The 18987-nt window shown below is 37.7% G+C and carries 19 protein-coding genes; 13 read left to right on the top strand and 6 right to left on the bottom strand.

Annotated features, from left to right (window positions below; all coding sequences use genetic code 11):
- The first annotated feature begins 30 nt into the window (after positions 1-30).
- From JXQ92_RS02015 to JXQ92_RS02070, 12 genes are all read left to right on the top strand, one after another.
- The gene (locus JXQ92_RS02015; protein ID WP_421984902.1) at positions 31-261 is read left to right on the top strand and encodes a hypothetical protein; all 231 of its coding nucleotides are present in this window, start codon (positions 31-33) and stop codon (positions 259-261) included.
- Positions 262-406: 145 nt separating this feature from the next.
- Positions 407-631 carry a hypothetical protein gene (locus JXQ92_RS02020; RefSeq protein ID WP_421984903.1) on the top strand — a complete coding sequence of 75 codons (225 nt, stop codon included), beginning with the start codon at positions 407-409 and terminating at the stop codon, positions 629-631.
- A 23-nt stretch (positions 632-654) separates the two neighbouring features.
- Entirely contained in the window at positions 655-861 is a 207-nt protein-coding gene (locus JXQ92_RS02025) for a hypothetical protein (RefSeq protein WP_421984904.1), read from the top strand.
- A gap of 82 nt (positions 862-943) precedes the next feature.
- Positions 944-1594, top strand: coding sequence for an ATP-binding cassette domain-containing protein (locus JXQ92_RS02030; RefSeq protein WP_421984905.1), 651 nt, complete (start codon positions 944-946; stop codon positions 1592-1594).
- A gap of 349 nt (positions 1595-1943) precedes the next feature.
- Positions 1944-2876: a hypothetical protein gene (locus JXQ92_RS02035; RefSeq protein ID WP_421984906.1), complete on the top strand. Its 933-nt coding sequence runs from the start codon at positions 1944-1946 to the stop codon at positions 2874-2876.
- A 649-nt stretch (positions 2877-3525) separates the two neighbouring features.
- The gene (locus tag JXQ92_RS02040; protein ID WP_421984907.1) at positions 3526-4038 is read left to right on the top strand and encodes a TlpA family protein disulfide reductase; all 513 of its coding nucleotides are present in this window, start codon (positions 3526-3528) and stop codon (positions 4036-4038) included.
- A 2-nt stretch (positions 4039-4040) separates the two neighbouring features.
- On the top strand, positions 4041-6227 hold the full coding sequence (locus JXQ92_RS02045; protein ID WP_421984908.1) for a peptidase domain-containing ABC transporter: 2187 nt from the start codon (positions 4041-4043) through the stop codon (positions 6225-6227).
- A 380-nt stretch (positions 6228-6607) separates the two neighbouring features.
- On the top strand, positions 6608-8872 hold the full coding sequence (locus JXQ92_RS02050) for an ATP-dependent helicase (RefSeq protein ID WP_421984909.1): 2265 nt from the start codon (positions 6608-6610) through the stop codon (positions 8870-8872).
- A gap of 62 nt (positions 8873-8934) precedes the next feature.
- Positions 8935-9585 carry a DUF4290 domain-containing protein gene (locus JXQ92_RS02055; protein WP_421984910.1) on the top strand — a complete coding sequence of 217 codons (651 nt, stop codon included), beginning with the start codon at positions 8935-8937 and terminating at the stop codon, positions 9583-9585.
- Positions 9586-10893, top strand: a complete 1308-nt coding sequence (gene murA / locus JXQ92_RS02060) for a UDP-N-acetylglucosamine 1-carboxyvinyltransferase (RefSeq protein WP_421984911.1) — start codon at positions 9586-9588, stop codon at positions 10891-10893.
- A gap of 57 nt (positions 10894-10950) precedes the next feature.
- Positions 10951-11577, top strand: a complete 627-nt coding sequence (locus JXQ92_RS02065) for a hypothetical protein (protein WP_421984912.1) — start codon at positions 10951-10953, stop codon at positions 11575-11577.
- Positions 11578-11668: 91 nt separating this feature from the next.
- Complete coding sequence (locus JXQ92_RS02070) at positions 11669-12346, top strand: hypothetical protein (RefSeq protein ID WP_421984913.1); 678 nt, start codon at positions 11669-11671, stop codon at positions 12344-12346.
- 24 nt (positions 12347-12370) lie between these two features.
- Here JXQ92_RS02070 and JXQ92_RS02075 read toward each other — a convergent pair whose 3' ends face one another.
- From JXQ92_RS02075 to dnaN, 4 genes are all read right to left on the bottom strand, one after another.
- Positions 12371-13072, bottom strand: coding sequence for a phosphoadenylyl-sulfate reductase (locus tag JXQ92_RS02075; RefSeq protein WP_421984914.1), 702 nt, complete (start codon positions 13070-13072; stop codon positions 12371-12373).
- Entirely contained in the window at positions 13069-13326 is a 258-nt protein-coding gene (locus JXQ92_RS02080) for a DUF2061 domain-containing protein (protein WP_421984915.1), read from the bottom strand. The genes JXQ92_RS02075 and JXQ92_RS02080 overlap by 4 nt, the downstream gene beginning before the upstream one ends.
- Before the next feature lie 78 nt (positions 13327-13404).
- Entirely contained in the window at positions 13405-13818 is a 414-nt protein-coding gene (locus tag JXQ92_RS02085) for an RrF2 family transcriptional regulator (RefSeq protein WP_421984916.1), read from the bottom strand.
- Positions 13819-13904: 86 nt separating this feature from the next.
- Entirely contained in the window at positions 13905-15026 is a 1122-nt protein-coding gene (gene dnaN / locus JXQ92_RS02090) for a DNA polymerase III subunit beta (protein WP_421984917.1), read from the bottom strand.
- A 250-nt stretch (positions 15027-15276) separates the two neighbouring features.
- On the opposite strand from dnaN, the gene JXQ92_RS02095 reads away from it, so the two are divergent.
- Positions 15277-15672, top strand: a complete 396-nt coding sequence (locus JXQ92_RS02095; RefSeq protein ID WP_421984918.1) for a rhodanese-like domain-containing protein — start codon at positions 15277-15279, stop codon at positions 15670-15672.
- On the opposite strand, the gene gldG is transcribed toward JXQ92_RS02095, so the two are convergent.
- A complete protein-coding gene (gene gldG, locus JXQ92_RS02100) occupies positions 15653-18079 on the bottom strand; it encodes a gliding motility-associated ABC transporter substrate-binding protein GldG (protein ID WP_421984919.1) in 2427 nt (808 codons plus the stop codon). The genes JXQ92_RS02095 and gldG overlap by 20 nt on opposite strands.
- Complete coding sequence (gene gldA / locus JXQ92_RS02105; RefSeq protein WP_421984920.1) at positions 18063-18977, bottom strand: gliding motility-associated ABC transporter ATP-binding subunit GldA; 915 nt, start codon at positions 18975-18977, stop codon at positions 18063-18065. The genes gldG and gldA overlap by 17 nt, the downstream gene beginning before the upstream one ends.
- Positions 18978-18987 lie beyond the last annotated feature (10 nt).

Below are 18987 nucleotides of genomic sequence, written 5' to 3' on the forward strand. Positions count from 1 at the left end.
CATTGTGACATTTTTAAACACCCACAATTTATGCTCAAACAAAAACACAGGATTTCGCGTCTTCACGATCTCATTAGGCGGCAGGCAACTGGCAGTGCTAAACAATGTGCTCAAAGGCTAAATATTAGCGAAAGACAGCTTTATAATACGCTAGAGCTTATGAAAGAACTTGGCGCACCTATTTATTTCGATAGTGCGGCCCAATCCTATTGTTATGAACACGAGGTCAATTGGAACATTGGCTTTTCGAAAACTCATTAAAGAATATTTTATAATTTTTTAAATATTTTTTTGCCACTGCAATTTTATTTCAGTCACCACACTTAAACTTGTAATCAAGAAGCACATACAACATCCTAGGTAGAGGTAAAGCTTCGAGTTTTAGTTTTAACGTAAATATTAAAAAATGAAAAGTTTGAGTTTTGAAAAAATGGAAAACGTTCTTGGAGGCACGAATGCTTGCCAGAAAGGAATACTAAGAGGCTTCTTTGGAGGTTTATTGTCAGGTGCCATAGCAGGGGTTACTGTAGGTTCGGCGGTTCCAGGAATTGGAAACTTAGCCGGAGCGATTTTAGGAGCTTCCTATGGCGCATTTGCTGGTGCCATGACTGGACATGCAGAGGCTTGTTAACATAAAATTTAAAAATAAAAAATATGAAGAGTTTAACGATAAATGAAATGAGCACAACCACTGGTGGCTCAGGAAACTGTTTAACAGGTATATTAGGAGGCCTATTTGTAGGCATTTTATCTGGAGCAAGAGTCGGCGTGGCGATCGCTCCTTCTCCACAAGGAGCCCTAGTTGGAGGTCTGATTGGCGGATTTCTGGGAGGACTGGGAGGAGCAGCAGTCTATTGCTAATGATTAAAACCAAAGTGTTGAGTATAAAAACTCAACACTTAAATCATACAATATATAAATGACCTTATACAGCTAATATATTATGTTGGAGTTAAGTAACTTGAGTATATCCTATGGAACAAATAAGATCTTAGATAATATTTCTTTCTCTTTAGACGAGAATGGCATATACCTACTCAAAGGCAATAATGGATCAGGTAAAAGCACCTTGCTGAACTTTCTTTCGGGGCTAATTAAAGGGTGCTACGATAGTTTCTTTTGGTTAAATGAGATAGTAGAGCCACAAAAAAAACAGTGGAAAAATAAGATTGGTTTACAATCCAATCTTATTTCTCCTTTAGAGGAGTTCTCTGTTGAAGAGAATTTTAAATATCTATCACTGATCTACGGCATTGACAAGAACGACTTCTTGCCCTTCATATCACAACTATATTCCGAACTATTTGACACCGAGTATAACGATAACAAAAACCTCATAATTGGTAGTCTTTCCACTGGGATGTTAAGAAGGGTAGAAATATTAAACGCATTAGTCAGTAACCCGATGATTCTTTTTTTGGATGAACCATTTAATGGTTTAGACGAAAAAAGTGTTGTGCGCTGTAAACAGCACCTCAAAAATCTGGGGAAAAGTAAACTCATCTTAGTTGCTGATCACCGAAAAGAAACAAGAGAGGATCTTGAAGCCACAGTGATCAATATCTCAAATAAGTCCTTATTTATAGATCAGTAGCATGAGGTTAATCATGTTTGTTTTGAATGTTAATAGAGCCAACACAAGCTATTGGATTCTTAAGATCTTGATATGCCTAACCCCTTTAGCGATTATTGCATTATTCTTTCTCTTCTCAGACATCCAGGTTTACTTTGACCCCTTTTTAAAAGGAATAATTGATAACAACATAGCAAACTCGTATATATTCCTTTTTTATGTAACAGTTAGGATCACATCGAACCTGAATTCGAGGAGAGTTCACTGGATAATGCCCAATCACCCAATTGGCAATTTCAAACGAAAAATCTTTAATCTAACTGTCAAAGAAATCTCCTTGAGAAATTTGGCTTTAACGTCAACAATCATAATGATTTCTATTATTGGCAGTTCGGAAAATTTGTTTGAAGACTTACTCGAAACTGTAACCGTCATAATAGCCATATCGACACTTGAAGACCTAGTCTTCTCGAATAGCAAACTGACAAGCGTCTACTCAATTTCTCATCTAATTCTGAATATATTCTTCACCTATTTGACAATTAATTGGCGGGTTAATACCACAGGGCTTATTCTATTCCTAATGGCATTTATTTCATTATATGTTTTTTTGGGCAGTACTAACGTCTATACTCAAAGAACCTCTTCTTTGAAGCATCGAAAAGTTGACTCATTCTGGTTCTTTTTTAGAAATAAGCCCTTAACTAAACGTATTGCATTCATCTTATCCCTAGACCTTGTTGCACTAATCTTTTTCGATGTCTTTATCTTAGAAAGTTTCAAGAAAATTCTTGTTGTAACTTTTCTCACCCCGTTGCCACTCATGACAAACTACGGAAATAATACCTTTGGAAGTAATCCAAAGCTAACCACATTCCGTCACTCACTAAATGGTGATCAAAATATAGCATCATTCTATTATCGATTGATTTTAGTTCCACTGAGTGCTTTCGTCCTGTTAAGGATTGTCTTTTTAGGTCTGTACATGGATCGTGAATCATTACTCTCTGGTCTCCTAACCTTGTCTTTTTCAACAATCAATCTATCACTCATAGGTCTCATTTTTTCGATAGAGTTCCCATTAAAAATGACAACTTTTCAAAGCAAAAAGATCAAAGAGAATGCGTCATTGAAGCCCTTGAAATATTCAATTCTTTGCTCCTTATTATGCGTAAGTTTCTTCTTTATCAATGTAGTAGCCATATTAATTTTCAACGTTATCCTAATGATAATCTTAGCCCATAAATCATACCACAAGGTTCAAAAATACAACAGTCTAAATCTTTTGGAGAAGCTTTACTAGTTCCTTAATACATGAATCTGAAAGCGAAGAACAAAGTACTTATAATATGCCTGGTAGGCACATATTTCTTACCTATTCTAATCATAGATTTTATACTGATTGATGAGGTCGACTATATAAATAGTTATAGTGGTATCATTCCTTCTGATCGCATGAACCAATTCCTTGAAAACATAAAAAGGTATCGACCTATAAATTATCTTCTTACTTTTTTATTTATTGTTTTAAAAACATTAATTGTAGGATCAATAATATGGTTAGGCTTTTTTATATCAAATAAGAAAGAATCATTTTATCAATTATGGAAAATTTCTATCATTGCACAATTCACATTTGCCTTAAAGTCGTATATACTTTTTTCTCAAGTCCTCTTCTCACCTTCGTTCAATTTGATGGACTTTCTAAACTTTTCACCTCTCTCATTAGCTAGCCTATCCGATACGAAAACTATTGAACCATATTTAGCCTTTATTTTTAGTTCTCTAAGTCTTTTTGAATTAGCCTACTGGTTTGTTTTGGCATTCTTATTGGCACAAATTCTTAAATCAAATCTAACTCTAGGACTTAGGTATATTCTAACTTCTTACGTTCCAGCGTTCTGTTTATGGCTCTTAACAGTCGCTTTCCTTCTCTTATCAAATAATTAAAAATGAATTTAAAACATCTACGCTGGGCGCTTATTGGTATATTTTTCCTTGTGGGCACCCTTATGGGTTACAAGGTTTATAAGGAACTGGCCAGAAAAGAGAAAACTGAATTAAAACAACAGGTGCTATCACTAAAAAATATTGAGTATCTTAAAGAGGATACAAAAATCTCTGGCAAACCATTTTTGCTATCTCTCTTCCATCCTTCTTGCGACTTCTGCCAGGAAGATGCAAAGCTTCTTTATGAGAAAAGAGTACTTCTTAAAAATCTAGATATTATTTGGATCAGCTATGATGACAAAGATTCAATTCAAAAGTTCTCACACAGTCATGGTCTAGACACTATACCGAATATTCGCTTTGCTTATATGGATATTGAGGCCATGTTAGAACAGTATGGCAACGTGAAGTTCCCTACTTTCCTAGCATATGACAAGTCGGGTGAATTAATAAAAAAATGGGTTGGTCTAACGCAGCCTCAAGAAATTCTAGACGCATACAATCAGGAAAAATAGTTATGGCAACGCAAAAAGAATCACAACTAGACAAAATCTATGTCCAACAAAGAGATCAGGCGGACTGCGGGGTAGCCTGCTTATCTACTATTCTAAAATATTATGGGGCTGAGGTTAGCGTCGAAAAACTTCGTGTACTTAGCGGTACTGCCAAGGACGGCACCACACTTTTAGGGCTTTACCAAGCGGCTAATCAAATTGGGTTAGAAGCAGAAGGCTTCGAGGCAGAAATTGACAACTTAAAAACGCTGGAGCATCCCGCAATCCTACACGTGGTCATTGATGGTAAACTTCAACACTACATTATTTTATTTGGCTTTGAGGATGGTAAGTTCTTAGTTAGTGACCCAGCGAAAGGCATTGAGCAACTGAAAGAAGAAGAACTCAGATTAATCTGGCAATCAAAGGCCTTACTTTTGATTAAGTCCACAGATAAACTAGAACGCGCCGAAGCACAAAAAAGTAAAAAGAAGAATTGGTTACTTTCCTTGGTCAAGGAAGACTACAGCATACTCGGCATTGCTACATTCTTAGGTGTCATAATCTCAGTCTTAGGCATCAGTACTGCTATTTTCTCCCAACGATTAATCGATGATATTCTACCTAGTCAAGATTCTGAACGGCTTATTTTCGGCTTAATACTCTTAACCATTTTATTACTAGCCAGATCGGGTATATTTTACCTAAGAACACTCTTAATTCTAAGGCAATCAAAAGACTTCAATAATCGAATCATTCAGAAATTTTACAGTGCACTGCTCTATTTGCCAAAACGTTTTTTTGATACCAGAAAAACAGGTGAATTGATTGCTCGGATGAATGATACCAATAGAATTCAACGAACCATTAGCTTTGTTCTCGGAGATACTTTGATTCAGTTACTATTAGGTATAACCTCACTAGTTTTTGTATTTACTTATTCCTGGGAAGTAGGAACACTATTATTGTCCTTTGTTCCCATTTACATCCTCTTAGTCTGGAAATATACCAAGCCCATTACATCAGGACAAAAAGAAGTCATGCAAGCATATGCTCTGAATGAGAGCAATTATGTAGATACCATACAGGGCGTTGAGGTCATTAAAAACCAGAGTAAAGAACCTATTTTTGGAAAAATAACTGAGACTATCTACGGTCATTTTCAAAATAAGGCATTTGATCTGGGGCTCATTGGCAACAAATATGGTATCAGCACGCAAATCATAGGGATAATTGCCATGTCTGGTGTCTTGGGCCTTTCATCATTTTTAGTTGTTAAGGAGCAATTACAGATCGGCGAACTCGTAGCTTTATTTTCTATGGCTGGTGGCCTTTTCCCTGCTATAGAAGCCGCTGCTAGTGCTAACATTCAAATAAGGGAAGCCAAAATTGCTTTCGATAGAATGTATGAATTTACATCAATAGAACCTGAATTTAATCCCACTGAAAATATTCAAAAAATCAAGGAAATTCAATCATTGACGGTTGAAAACTTAAGCTTTCGTTTTCCAGGAAGAAAACAATTATTGAAGGAGTTCAATCTAGAACTTAGAAAAGGTGAGATGAATTGTCTGTTGGGTGAAAGCGGTGGTGGTAAGAGTACTTTTATACAGATTCTTCAAAAATTCTATACGCAAGAGGGAGGTTGCATAAAACTTGATAATCAAGAATATTCAGAAATTAATACAACGGCCATTCGATCCAAAATCGGAGTCGTCCCACAGGAAATTAAGATATTCAATGGCAGCCTCTTAGATAATATCCTTTTGGGTGTGTCAGACGCCGACCCAAAAAAAATAGAAGCATTTATGTTGAAATATGGTTTTGATGCGTATTTCAAACAATTCCCTCAAAGTTACGGGACGATTTTAGGTGAAGAAGGTGTAAATATTTCCGGAGGACAAAAACAGCTAGTTGGACTTGCTAGAGCTTTGTGGTCAAACCCTGAAATCCTTTTACTAGACGAGGCTACCTCGGCCTTGGACCGAAAGACTGAGCAGTTTGTTCTAACAATTCTCAAAAAGCTGAAAGAGACAAAACTCATTCTTTTGGTCACTCATAGAATAACCACTGCGGCTAAGGCAGACAAGATTTACATTTTGGAAAACAATACCATTAGTCAGTCGGGGTCTCCATTGGAATTACTAAAAAATAGAAACTTCTTTAGTGATTTTTATAAGGAAAACAATCTTAAACTTATGCTCAACTAACACTTGTGATCAAGCCTCTTAGTATTATTCTAGCTCTCTTCGTTCTAACATGTCTCTTGCTCTACTTCTACTCCGAATAGTTTAGTTTTATGGTGGAGCAAGAATGGGTTCATTATCTAATGGCATTCTTGTTTGGCACACTCATCATTACCGGATGGTAGGAGTATCAAAACAGAAAGAAGAGACAGAAATAGTTTGTCCGCCGTATGGATAACGGGATATTTCTAGTTAGTTAGAATATTTATTGAAGCAAGTAGCTGAGAAATAAATAATTGAAAAGCATCTTTTATTTGCGACTGACAGAGTAAATTTAGATGTTTCTCGAGTCGAAAGTCTTATCTTGCAGACAGATCGACTTTAGACAGAAATCACCCTTTTTCATGGATTACTTAGCGTCACTCAACGAGCCCCAATACGAAGGTGTAGTCAACACCGAAGGACCTGCAATGATTATTGCTGGTGCTGGGTCTGGTAAAACGCGTGTGCTAACTTATCGCATTGCTTACTTGATCAAAGAAAAAGGTGTCGATCCATTTAGCATTTTAGCGCTAACCTTTACAAACAAGGCGGCAAAAGAAATGCGAGAAAGAATTGCCACTGTTGTAGGAAGTAATGCTCGCAATTTATGGATGGGTACTTTTCACTCTGTTTTTGCTAGAATACTTCGAGCGGAAGCTGACAGATTGGGTTACCCCAGCAATTTCACAATTTACGATGCCGATGACTCTAAATCGCTAATCAAAACGATTGTAAAAGAGTTTGGGCTAGATGACAAAGTTTATAAACCGAATGTAGTTTTTAGCAGGATTTCTAGCGCTAAAAACAGGCTGGTTTCTTGGCAAGAATATGTAAACAATCCAATTTACGCCGCGGATGATGAAACGGCTCAAAAGCCCGAAATGGGCCGTATTTATAAAACCTATGCGCAACGTTGTTTTAAGGCCAATGCCATGGACTTTGACGATTTGCTTTTCCAGACGAACGTCCTATTCAGAGATCATGTGGATGTCTTGAACAAATATCAGCATCGATTTAGGTATGTTTTGGTGGATGAGTTTCAGGACACGAATGTTTCTCAGTATTTAATTACTAAAAAACTATCTGCAGTCAGTCAAAATATAGCTGTAGTTGGTGACGATGCCCAGTCCATCTATGCCTTTAGAGGTGCCAATATTGAGAACATCTTAAATTTCGAGAAGGACTTCCCTGACTTGAAAGTGATCAAGTTAGAGCAGAATTATCGTTCTACTCAGAATATTGTGAATGCTGCCAACTCAGTAATCGCTAGAAATAAAGGGCAGATCAAAAAGAAAGTTTGGACAACGAATAATGACGGCAATCGAATTGATCTTATCAAATCTATCTCCGATAACGAGGAAGGACGTTTTGTAGCTTCGGCTATTTTCGAACAGAAAAGTCAAAACAACTACAAAAACGAAGACTTTGCCATCTTATATCGAACAAATAGCCAATCTAGGGCGATTGAAGAGGCACTTAGAAAATCTGGAATACCCTACAAGATATATGGTGGTTTATCCTTTTATCAGCGTAAAGAAATAAAAGATTTAATGGGCTATCTGCGGTTCGCCATGAATACAGCAGATGAGCAATCTTTCAGAAGAATAATTAATCTACCCAAAAGAGGAATTGGAACTACTTCAGTAGAGAAAATCGTGGTGGCAGCCTTTGAACATGATATTCCGCTTTGGGAAGTATTGAATAATGTAAGTGCCTTCTTACCTGGTAGGGCGGCAAACGCGGTGAATGATTTTGTCACCCTGATTAAGAGCTTTCAGATTTTCGTTCAATCACGTGATGCCTTTGAAGCCGCAAGTCACATTGCCAAAAATTCTGGTTTACTAAAAGAATTATATGACGATAAAACGGTAGAAGGCCTAAACAGATACGAAAACGTTCAAGAGTTACTCAATGCCATTAAGGAGTTTGTCGAGACACCAGATGTAGAAGACAAAAGCTTAAGTGCATTTCTGCAAGATATTGCCTTATTGACGGATCAGGACAACGAAGATGACGACAATAAAGACTTTGTATCCTTAATGACGATACATTCTTCAAAAGGACTAGAATTCAAAAATGTTTTTATAGTTGGTTTGGAGGAAGATCTTTTCCCATCTCAAATGATGATGAGTAGTCGTGATGATTTGGAAGAGGAAAGAAGACTTTTTTACGTGGCTATAACTCGAGCGAAAGAAAATTTATACTTCTCTTATGCCCTTTCGCGTTATCGATATGGCAGGCTCATCAATTGCGAAGCAAGTCGGTTTATTGAAGAAGTTGACCCGAGTTTTATTTTTGTAAACACGCGCTATGGAAGTCGGGAACCCAAGCTAGGCAGAAAAGATGGCCCGCCAGGATTTAATTCTAACTTCGCCAGAAATTTGATGGCTAGTAAGAAGGCTGCTCCTAAAAAGCCATTGCAATACCATAAGCCTTCTGCTGACTTTAGACCGAGCGATACTTCAGGTTTACAAGAAGGGATGAAGGTAGAACATCCGAAATTCGGTTTTGGGAAAGTATCCAAAATGGACACTACCGGAGCCAACAAAAAAGCCAAGGTTATATTTGAAGACTTTGGAGAAAAGACATTATTACTCACTTTCGCCAAATTGAGAATAGTAGAATAGGGCTATCGTAATAGCCACGCTTTAAGATATTTATTGTTAATTTGGTGCATACTTAAAAATTAATGGGATTAGAATACAATACAGAAAGAACTGATGTTAGGCTTAAGGAATATGGCCGTAACATTCAGAAGCTAGTAAACCATATCAGAACTATCGAGGACGAAGAGAAAAGAAGTGCCTATGCACAGACACTGACTGACCTCATGAAACAGATCAACCCGAACCTAAAGGTGAACGTAGATAGCGATCAGAAAGTCTGGGATGATTTATACATAATTTCAAACTTCGATTTAACCATAGATGCTCCTTTTCCAATGCCTGAGAAATCAGCTATTGGCAAAAAACCTCAAAGGGTTGCTTATAAAAGCTCTAAAATCAGATATATGCACTACGGAAGAAGTGTAGAAATTATGATTGAGCAAGCCATTCAGATGGAAGATCCTGAATCAAAAAAGTCGGCCGTCATCCATATCGGTAGACTAATGAAAGGTTTCTACAACACTTGGAATAAGGATAATATCGATGATGAAATTATTCTTAAGCAGATCAAACAACTTTCTGACAATCAGCTCGATATATCTATTGATGAGGTGAAGGAATTCGGTCTTTTCAATAACAATGTGAAAGAGAAGAGACATCACAACAGAGGCGATCGCGATAAAAGAAATAACAACAACCGAAGAAGAGGTAATAACAATAGACGTAGAAACTAAATGTCATCATTTGTCATTGAAGGAGGCACCAGACTTTCAGGGGAAATCATTCCCCAAGGTGCGAAAAACGAAGCGCTTCAAATTCTTTGTGCAGTACTATTAACTCCGGAAACTGTTACTATTAACAAGGTTCCGAATATCCGCGATGTCAACAAGCTCATTGAGCTACTGGCAGATATGGGCGTTGAAGTAAAGCATCTATCAGGCGAAAGTTATTCCTTCTGTGCCAAAAACGTAAATATTGATTATTTAGAGACTGATGAATTTAGAAAAAAAGCTTCATCACTTCGTGGATCAATAATGATTCTTGGGCCTCTTTTAGCCAGGTTTGGAAAGGGCAAAATCTCTAAACCTGGTGGTGATAAAATTGGTCGTCGTAGACTTGATACACACTTTATTGGTTTTCAAAAACTTGGCGCTAGGTTTCTTTATGAAGCCGAAACTGGAATGTACCACATAGATGCCTCTGATTTAAAAGGCACATATATGTTATTAGATGAGGCTTCCGTAACTGGTACTGCCAATATTCTGATGGCAGCAGTTTTGGCTAAAGGTAAAACCACCATTTACAATGCCGCTTGTGAACCCTACCTACAGCAGTTGTCCAAAATGCTCAATAGAATGGGTGCTAAAATCACAGGTGTTGGATCTAATTTACTTCACATCGAAGGGGTGGAAGCCTTGGATGGAACTGATCATACGATGTTACCAGATATGATCGAAATTGGGTCTTTCATTGGTATGGCGGCTATGACACAATCTGAAATTACTATTAAAAATTGTCAGATTCCTGAATTAGGGCTAATCCCTGAGACTTTCCGCAGGTTAGGAATCCAAATGGAATTCCGAGGAGATGATATATATATCCCGACGCAAGAGAATTATGAAATAGAAACTTTTATCGATGGGTCAATTATGACCATCGCTGATTCTATTTGGCCTGGTTTAACCCCAGACTTACTAAGTATTGTACTTGTAGTTGCTGCACAAGCAAAAGGTACCGTTCTAGTGCACCAAAAGATGTTCGAAAGTCGATTGTTCTTTGTTGATAAGCTAATTGACATGGGTGCGCAGATTATTCTTTGTGATCCACATCGCGCAACGGTTATCGGATTGAATAGACAACAGAAGTTAAAAGGAATTAGAATGACTTCGCCTGATATTCGAGCAGGTCAGGCACTTCTTATTGCTGCATTGTCCGCCGAAGGCACTAGTGTGATCGATAATGTTGAACAAATAGACCGTGGGTATCAGCATATTGATACACGACTCAATGCATTAGGTGCTAAAATTGAAAGAGTAGAATAAATACAATCTATGCGATTGAAGCGATTGCGAAATAATCAGAATGTCAAGATTTACTTAATGGAGTTGATCATAGTGATTCTGGGAATTTCTATCGCCTATCAGCTTAATTTAGTCAACGAGCAAAGGATCAACAATCAGTTAGAACTGAATATTCTAAGGAACCTAGAGAAAGAGGTTCAAATCAATATTGCGGAGTTTAACAGCCTGAAAGCTTATCGCAAGCGTATCACCAAATCATCAAGAAATTTACTGAGACTTTTAGATCAAACTAACATCAGAAAAGACAGTGCCGAAAAGTATATTTTTTCCTTAGTACAAACTTCTACACCCGATCTTCAACGTCAAACTACCACTTCCTATTTAAACAGCAATTACGGAAGCACGAACCTCGACCTTAAAAACGAGCTGCTTTCTTTACAGACCTTCTTACAAGAATTGATGGATCTTTCGGAGAGTTATAAGGTGATGAAAAAACAGGATTACATGAATTATCTAAAAACCGAAGTTGACTTCTTCAAAAGAAAAATCATCCGGCTGGAGAAAATTCAATCTGTTGAATTCAAGAATATCATCTGGAATATGGCCGCTGATGAATTTGAATTGAATCGTTTATATGAGCAAGCGACAGTGCAACTGAGCAAAGTGGATAGTCTAATGAAAGCGGTAATTTCTTCGTATGACTAAACCTAAGTTAGAATCTCGTATTTGGGGAAATTATATTCTTAAAGCATCTTTATACTCTTAAACTCCGTCATTAGGCAAAACGTCTTTATCCATGGTCAAGTTCGGTACTTCTAGAAGACTCAAGAAAAACGACATCTATACGTATATGATGGAGATTTTCATTGTGATTTTTGGTATTACAGTAGCTTACCAACTGAACGTTTACTACGAAGACAAAAAGGATTTAAAACTAGAACAATCAGCCATAGAAAGGGTTTTTAGCGAAACTACTACCAATCAGCAGGTTTTTGAAAGTCTAATTGGTAACAGACTCAAATTGGAAAGAGATACGAGACAACTTGCACGATTCTTATTTGCAGGTGATGCGCTAGCTGAAGACAGTATAAGCCACTACTTGTTTGATATTAATAAAACACATAAGCCTTTTCTACAAATGGAAGCACTCAACTTCTATTTAAATACAAACTACACAAACAAAAATTCAGACTTAAAAAGTGACCTTCTTGTTCTTAAAGGACTCTATTTAGAACTGCGCGATGTGGTAGACTATTACGTGCGCATGAAAGAAAAATACTATGGAGACTTCCTAGTTTCCGATGTTGACTTTGGGGAAGAGAAAATCATTTCTCTGGATAAAATTAAAAGTGTTGAATTCAAAAATCTTGTCGTTAATCTGTTGTCAAATGAACTTGAGCTCAATGAATTATTCGTTAGAGTTTATGAAGAATCAATAGTAATAGAAGGTAAACTCAGCGAGAAAACCGAATAGGGCTATTCTCGCCCTTTGTCGATTCTAAACCTTTGCTAATTGATGCAATCCACATTCCTTTTGTGAAGATTCCCACCACCAACGACCAGCCCTTGGGTCTTCACCTGTAGTAATTGCACGAGTACATGGTGCACACCCTATACTGATAAAACCTTGATCGTGGAGCTTATTATAGGGAACATTATGATCTGTCAAATACTTAATTAATTCATCATAAGACCAATCAAGAATTGGATTGTATTTGATCACTTTATTTTGCTCATCCCATTCCAACTGCTTGAACCCCTCTCTATTGGCAGACTGGCTAGACCTTAGGCCTGTAATCCAAACATCAGCACCTTTTAGAGCACGCTGTAGTGGTTCTACCTTTCGAATAAAACAACACTCCTTCCGCTCTTCGACAGAATTGTAGAAACTGTGCATACCTTTTTCAGAGACTAATTGCTGAACCTTTTCTGTCTGAGGATAGAAGACTTCAATGGTTTTTTTGTAGCGAGATCGCGTTTGGTCGATCAAGTCATAAGTCTCTTTAAAAAGCCTACCAGTGTCTAGTGTAAAGATCTTAACGTCTAAATCGTTCTTAAAAATCGCATGCGTTATGGCCTGATCTTCTTGCCCAAAGGCGGATGAAAAAACTACTTTCCCTGAATATAAATTGGTGATTAGCTCTAAGCCTGAAGCTAAAGATTCATCTTTTAATTTTTCGGTGAGTTCTTGTAATGTCATTGCCCTGATTTATTTGTTTTGACATTTGTCCAAGCGCGCTCATGTAGATAGTAAAGTATCATTTTGGAGACAATTTCAACCGAGCCAATTGACATCGCCATGGCCACTTCACCCGTAATGATATAGGAGATTATAATCGTATCTATTGTTCCTAGAATACGCCAACTGATCGTTTTCATCAAACTTCTAAGGCTGCTATCCGCACCAGAAGGGCTTGATTCTACCTTTCTATTAATTACATTATCTAAGAGCATATTGCTTGAAAGAAATTTATCGAATTACAAATCTATATAATCCCTACCGTTTTAGTAGACTAATGAGGCAAAAAAATTCTATCTGTTCCTCAAGATATCTTTCAACGTCTTATTTTCGAGAACTTTAAGGGTATTGTCTCTTACTTCAGCCATTACTCTATTCAGTCCGCAAACCTCTTCTTGGCAATTTTCGCAGCGTTCATAGTAATTCAAACTAACACATGGTAAAAGCGCAATTGGCCCATCTAGAACTCTGATGATCTTGGCAAGGGCTATTTCATCTGCTGACTTTATTAGATAATAACCACCACCTTTTCCTTTCTTACTGCCCAATACTCCGGCCTTCTTGAGTTCCAGCAATATGTTTTCCAGAAATTTTAGTGATATGTTTCTTTCTTGAGAAATCTCAGAAATCAAGACAGGACCTTTGCTATAGTTATCAGCCAAATAGGTCAGGGCATGAAAAGCATATTGTGTTTTCTTAGATAGCAACGCTTGAAGATTGAGAACTTAAGTTATTCAAAATTTAAACAAAAAAGGAGCCGAAGCTCCTTTTACAATTTTGTTAAATATCTCTTTTAGTAATTGTTCAGCATAACTGGCATTACTAGCATAAGGATATCTTCATTTTCATCCTTTTCAGCTGGAACTATTAATCCGGCACGATTCGGAGCCGACATTTGTAAGGTAATGCTCTTAGAATGTAAGTTCGTTAGCATCTCTACCAAGAACTTCGCATTAAAGCCAATTTCTAAATCCTCACCTTCATGCTCACAAGCCAAGGTTTCCTTAGCCTCATTAGAAAAATCAAGATCTTCAGCCGAAATAGTTAATTCACTACCTGTAATCTTAAGTCTAATCTGATGTGTTGTTTTGTTCGCATATATCGATATCCTTTTCAGGGAACCTAAGAACTCGTTTCTATCGATAGACATTTCTATCGGGTTCTCAGTTGGAATTACGTTTTCGTAATCAGGGAATCTCTCGTCGATTAAGCGACAGATCATTTTAATATTGTTGAAGTGGAAATATGCGTTTGAAGCATTGTATTCCATCACCACGTTAGAATTTTCAGAAGGCAACGTTGATTTCAATAAGTTCAATGCTTTACGCGGAATAATAATTGACATCCCGGAATCTGTGGCAACATCTACTCTTCTGTACCTTACCAAACGGTGCCCATCAGTGGCAACGAAAGTTGTATTAGTATCGTCTAATTTCACGAAAACACCTGTCATTGCAGGTCTTAATTCGTCGTTGCTTGTCGCGAAGATTGAATTATTAATGGCACTGCTCAAAACATCTGTAGAAAGATCAACTGAATAAGCATCCGTTACATCTGGAACTTTAGGAAAATCAGTGGCATTTTCACCAGCTAGCTTATATCTACCATTATCAGAATTAATTTCAACACTGTAAGTTTCATTGTCGATGCTAAACGTAACTGGCTGCTCTGGTAAGTTCTTAAGCGTGTCCATCAAAATTCTTGCTGGTACAGCGATACTACCATCTTCTTTTGCCTCTACATCTATTTCTGTAATCATGGAAGTCTGTAAGTCAGACGCCGTGATTGTTAAAAGGCCGTCGTTAATTTCGAATAAAAAGTTTTCTAAAATGGGCACCACAGGGTTTGTAGTGATCACTCCATTGATATTTGAAAGGCGTTTCAGGAGTTCAGCTGAAGAGACAATAAACTTCATATAATGTTGATTTTCGCGGTGGTTTTATTAAACGGATAAAATTAACAATAAAATCAATACACTGAACCCCAGAAGCTCTTTTTGAGTGACGCAATACTTGCTTTTACTCATATTTCTGGAAGGAAGTCAAATAATTGAGCACCAATTATCTTTCCTGCTAGCTGATGGGTCTGGAATGGTGCTAATCTGAATTGTAAAAACTCAATTTCGAAACTTTTATTGGTACCGAACTTTCTATAAAGCGGAACTAATGACGAAATTTGAAACTAAATCAATCTCAGCATTGTACTTAAAGAAAGTCGATCGAGAAGAAGCAAAACTCAATAAAATGAAAGAAGTAACAGTTAAAGAACTTAATGGCCTAATGGCATCGAACGCCGATTTTAAGCTAATAGATGTACGCGAACAAAATGAGTTTGAAATTGCTGAAATAGGCGGAGAATTAATCCCGATGAACTCAGTTCCCCAAAATGTTGATAAGTTTCCGAAAGACAAACAAGTGATTGTTCATTGCCGCAGTGGCAAAAGAAGTGGGGATGTAATCAACTGGCTAGAAGCAAACCATGGCTTTGAGAACTTATATAACTTGAAAGGTGGAATTCTTGCTTGGGCCGACGAGATTGACCCTAGTGTTCAGAAGTACTAAAAGATCCGTATTTCCTCTTTCTAATTGCTCCTCGGATAATACCAAAGAGGATGATAATGAATAGCGGCCCTGCCAAATTGAGCACCTGCCAATAGACTCTTTCATTCTGTACTTTAACACGGTTTAAGGGCCTTAAACTTACTTCTTTAGCACGGGCAGTTATCAGGCCATTCTCATCTGTAAGATAAGTCAGCACATTGAATAGAAAATCTTTATTGGCGTACATCACTTTCTCACCTCTGTCGGCAAACGGATTAATCCCCAACTCCATCGGTGCGCCTGTTTTTAAATCGAGTTCATTACGAATGAGATCGCCATCAGAAGCGACCATTATTTTTGTATCCGGACTTTCAGCTCTAAATTCATTCTTATCGTCATTTGATAGTACTCGATTTTTAAAGAGTGATATAAATTTACCCTCTAACAAGTAGGCCACAGCTTCTTTCCCATGTTGAAATAAAATAGGGTCTGGCTGGCTAGCATAGTCTTCAAACGCCACGCGACTCCCCGCTGCCATTACACGGGTTGCGGATGATGTAAACATGAGCGGAGTTTTTCTAATTCCTTCTGCCTTAACAGTGTCTATTGTACCAAATGTTCGTGCATAAACGGCATCTAAATTTTTCGTAATCGGATGTTTGGCAAATTCATTAATTGACGCATAAAACGGCCATGGTAAGTTGATGATATTCCGCTGCTCATCGATCTCCACCGGATGTCGTCCAAAATTTTGAATGTCTTGTATATAGTTATCATTAAGTCGAACACCATATCTAAAAAGCAAGTCACCTAGCCCGTGATCAATAGGTAAAGCCACAGTACCTACCCCACCTGCCCTACTTGTTTCTGCATTCAAAGCGTCTATTAAGAAAATAGCTTTCCCGCCATTCATGACAAATTGATCTAGTTTGAATTTATCTTTGCGTTCATATTTTTCGGTAGGTTTAGAAACGATGATTGCATCGAAACCTTCAATTCTATCTACAGAATCTATATCTAGTGGCTCAAGATCAAAATACTGAACCATTTCAGCACCAAAACCAATCACTCGCATAGAATCAAGCTCTCCGTGGCCAGTGATCAGCGCCACTTTCTTACGGTCGTATTTAGCGAGTCTTTGGATACCAACTGCCAAATTGAATTCCAGATTTTCAGCGGCCTGATTTAATACTTCATCTGGTGTTAAACCTACTTTTCCGGCACCCGCTATTTCTATGGCCGCTGAACGACCATCGTAATTCATAATTACATATGGAAAAACGAATCGCCTTACCTGGTTACCATTTTCGTTATAAATGGCTTGTGTGGGTGACAGTCGCAACCCTTCCATTAAATACTGATAATTCTCTTGTCGTTCCTGTTCGTTTTCTGCGGCACTCGGATCAGTTTGAAAGAAAATCAATTCTCCGCCAATCTTATCGTTAAACTCTTTAAGCGTCTGAATCAAAGCTTTGTTCAACCGCTGATATTTGGGGGGTAAATCTCCTGCTAGCAGTACCTCCATGGTGAGTGTTTTGTCAATGGCACCGAGCATTTCGGAGGTTGCTGGCTTCAAAGTGAAGCGCTTATCCGCAGTCAAATCCAATCTCAAATAGGCATTGGCTGAAATTATATTTAGAATCAATACAATAAGCATACTCACTCCAAACCGACTCCATATTTTATTCCTTTTAGGTTTAAAGGAGAAGAATCTACTTGCCATTTTTAAATGTGCTAGTAAAAGCGCTAATACGGCGGTGCTGATAAAGTAGACTACATTTCTGGTATCGATAAGTCCTCTACTCATGGCTTCGTAATGATGAGTAAGGCTCATTTCTTCTACGTATAGCGTTACCTCTCCGGAAAACATTCCGGCCATTGAGCTAATTCCTGAATAGAGGAAAAAACTTACGAAAACGGCAATAATGAACGCGATGATTTGGTTTTCACTGAGCGAAGACGCTAAGATTCCTATTGCGGCAAAAACACCTCCTAAAAGGAGAAGCCCTACATATGAGCCTGCTATTCCTGGTACATCAAGATTGCCAATGGGATTGCCTAATTGAGCTATAGAATAACAATAGACCAATGTTGGAAGTATTGCGAAGATAACTAATGTGAAAGCGGCGAAAAATTTGCCCATAATGATCTGAAAATCACTGAGCGGCCTTGTTAATAACAATTCGATTGTGCCCGTTTTATTTTCTTCCGCTAACATTCTCATGGTAATGGCTGGAATCAAAAACATAAAGACGAAAGGCCCAAGTGTAAACAGAGTTTCAAGATCAGCATATCCGTATGTCAATACACTAGAGTCTGGAAAAACCCATGTCAAAAGACCAATACCAGTCAGGAATACTCCAATTACCACATAGGCGATAAGAGAACTGAGAAACTGCCTGATTTCCTTTTTATAAATCGCCCACATTGCTGTCTTGTGTTAAATTTCTAAAAACTTGCTCTAGGTCTTTCTCTTGCTGCTGCATGCTCAATATTACCCAATCATTTGCTTTTGCTTTCTCAAATAATTGGGCCCTCAAACCATCCGAACCTGCATGATTGATTTCATAAATTGAACCACCAATGTTCTTTACTTTACCAAAGTGTTCCAGCTCTTTTATTTCAATAGAATTCTGGAACTCAACTTTAAGCACAAATTGTCCACCGGTTAGGTTATCCACGGTATCATTGGCTACAATTTCTCCTTTATTTATGATTATCACTCGGCTACAGAGTGCTTTCACTTCCTGCATGATATGGGTTGAAAGCACAACAGTTTTATCCTTGCTGATCTCTTTAATCAGATTGCGAATTTCTACTAATTGATTCGGATCTAAGCCCGTTGTGGGTTCATCAAGAATTAATACGCTCGGATCGTGGATGAGAGCTTGTGCAAGGCCAACTCTTTGACGATAACCTTTACTGAGAGTTCCAATCTTTTTATTCTGCTCTACTCTTAACCCACAGAGTAAAATCATTTCATTCACTCTATCTTTTAAGAAACTTCCTTTTAACCCGTGTAGTTCGCCAATAAAGGCTAGGTATTCATGTACGAACATATCCTGATATAAGGGATTATGTTCTGGTAGGTATCCGATGGCCCTTCGTGCTAATATAGGGTCTTTCATCACGCTCACCCCTTTTACTTCAACGCTTCCATCGGATGGTGGAATAAAGCCAGTTACAATTTTCATTGTCGTAGATTTCCCAGCTCCGTTAGGGCCTAAAAAACCTAGTATTTCTCCTTTATTCACTTCAAACGAAATAGCATTTACTGCTTTTTGGTTTCCATAAACTTTCGTGAGCTGACTGACTTTAATGGACATTGAAAAATAA

This window comes from Roseivirga sp., assembly GCF_049099775.1.
In the GTDB taxonomy this organism is placed as follows: domain Bacteria; phylum Bacteroidota; class Bacteroidia; order Cytophagales; family Cyclobacteriaceae; genus Roseivirga.

Excerpts from the sequence above, each read along its gene's own strand:
- JXQ92_RS02015 (WP_421984902.1), top strand. The coding sequence starts at position 31 with ATGCTCAAACAAAAACACAGGATTTCGCGTCTTCACGATCTCATTAGG.
- JXQ92_RS02020 (WP_421984903.1), top strand. The coding sequence starts at position 407 with ATGAAAAGTTTGAGTTTTGAAAAAATGGAAAACGTTCTTGGAGGCACG.
- JXQ92_RS02025 (WP_421984904.1), top strand. The coding sequence starts at position 655 with ATGAAGAGTTTAACGATAAATGAAATGAGCACAACCACTGGTGGCTCA.
- JXQ92_RS02030 (WP_421984905.1), top strand. The coding sequence starts at position 944 with ATGTTGGAGTTAAGTAACTTGAGTATATCCTATGGAACAAATAAGATC.
- JXQ92_RS02035 (WP_421984906.1), top strand. The coding sequence starts at position 1,944 with ATGATTTCTATTATTGGCAGTTCGGAAAATTTGTTTGAAGACTTACTC.
- JXQ92_RS02040 (WP_421984907.1), top strand. The coding sequence starts at position 3,526 with ATGAATTTAAAACATCTACGCTGGGCGCTTATTGGTATATTTTTCCTT.
- JXQ92_RS02045 (WP_421984908.1), top strand. The coding sequence starts at position 4,041 with ATGGCAACGCAAAAAGAATCACAACTAGACAAAATCTATGTCCAACAA.
- JXQ92_RS02050 (WP_421984909.1), top strand. The coding sequence starts at position 6,608 with ATGGATTACTTAGCGTCACTCAACGAGCCCCAATACGAAGGTGTAGTC.
- JXQ92_RS02055 (WP_421984910.1), top strand. The coding sequence starts at position 8,935 with ATGGGATTAGAATACAATACAGAAAGAACTGATGTTAGGCTTAAGGAA.
- murA (WP_421984911.1), top strand. The coding sequence starts at position 9,586 with ATGTCATCATTTGTCATTGAAGGAGGCACCAGACTTTCAGGGGAAATC.
- JXQ92_RS02065 (WP_421984912.1), top strand. The coding sequence starts at position 10,951 with ATGGAGTTGATCATAGTGATTCTGGGAATTTCTATCGCCTATCAGCTT.
- JXQ92_RS02070 (WP_421984913.1), top strand. The coding sequence starts at position 11,669 with ATGGTCAAGTTCGGTACTTCTAGAAGACTCAAGAAAAACGACATCTAT.
- JXQ92_RS02075 (WP_421984914.1), bottom strand. The coding sequence starts at position 13,072 with ATGACATTACAAGAACTCACCGAAAAATTAAAAGATGAATCTTTAGCT.
- JXQ92_RS02080 (WP_421984915.1), bottom strand. The coding sequence starts at position 13,326 with ATGCTCTTAGATAATGTAATTAATAGAAAGGTAGAATCAAGCCCTTCT.
- dnaN (WP_421984917.1), bottom strand. The coding sequence starts at position 15,026 with ATGAAGTTTATTGTCTCTTCAGCTGAACTCCTGAAACGCCTTTCAAAT.
- JXQ92_RS02095 (WP_421984918.1), top strand. The coding sequence starts at position 15,277 with ATGACGAAATTTGAAACTAAATCAATCTCAGCATTGTACTTAAAGAAA.
- gldG (WP_421984919.1), bottom strand. The coding sequence starts at position 18,079 with ATGTGGGCGATTTATAAAAAGGAAATCAGGCAGTTTCTCAGTTCTCTT.
- gldA (WP_421984920.1), bottom strand. The coding sequence starts at position 18,977 with ATGTCCATTAAAGTCAGTCAGCTCACGAAAGTTTATGGAAACCAAAAA.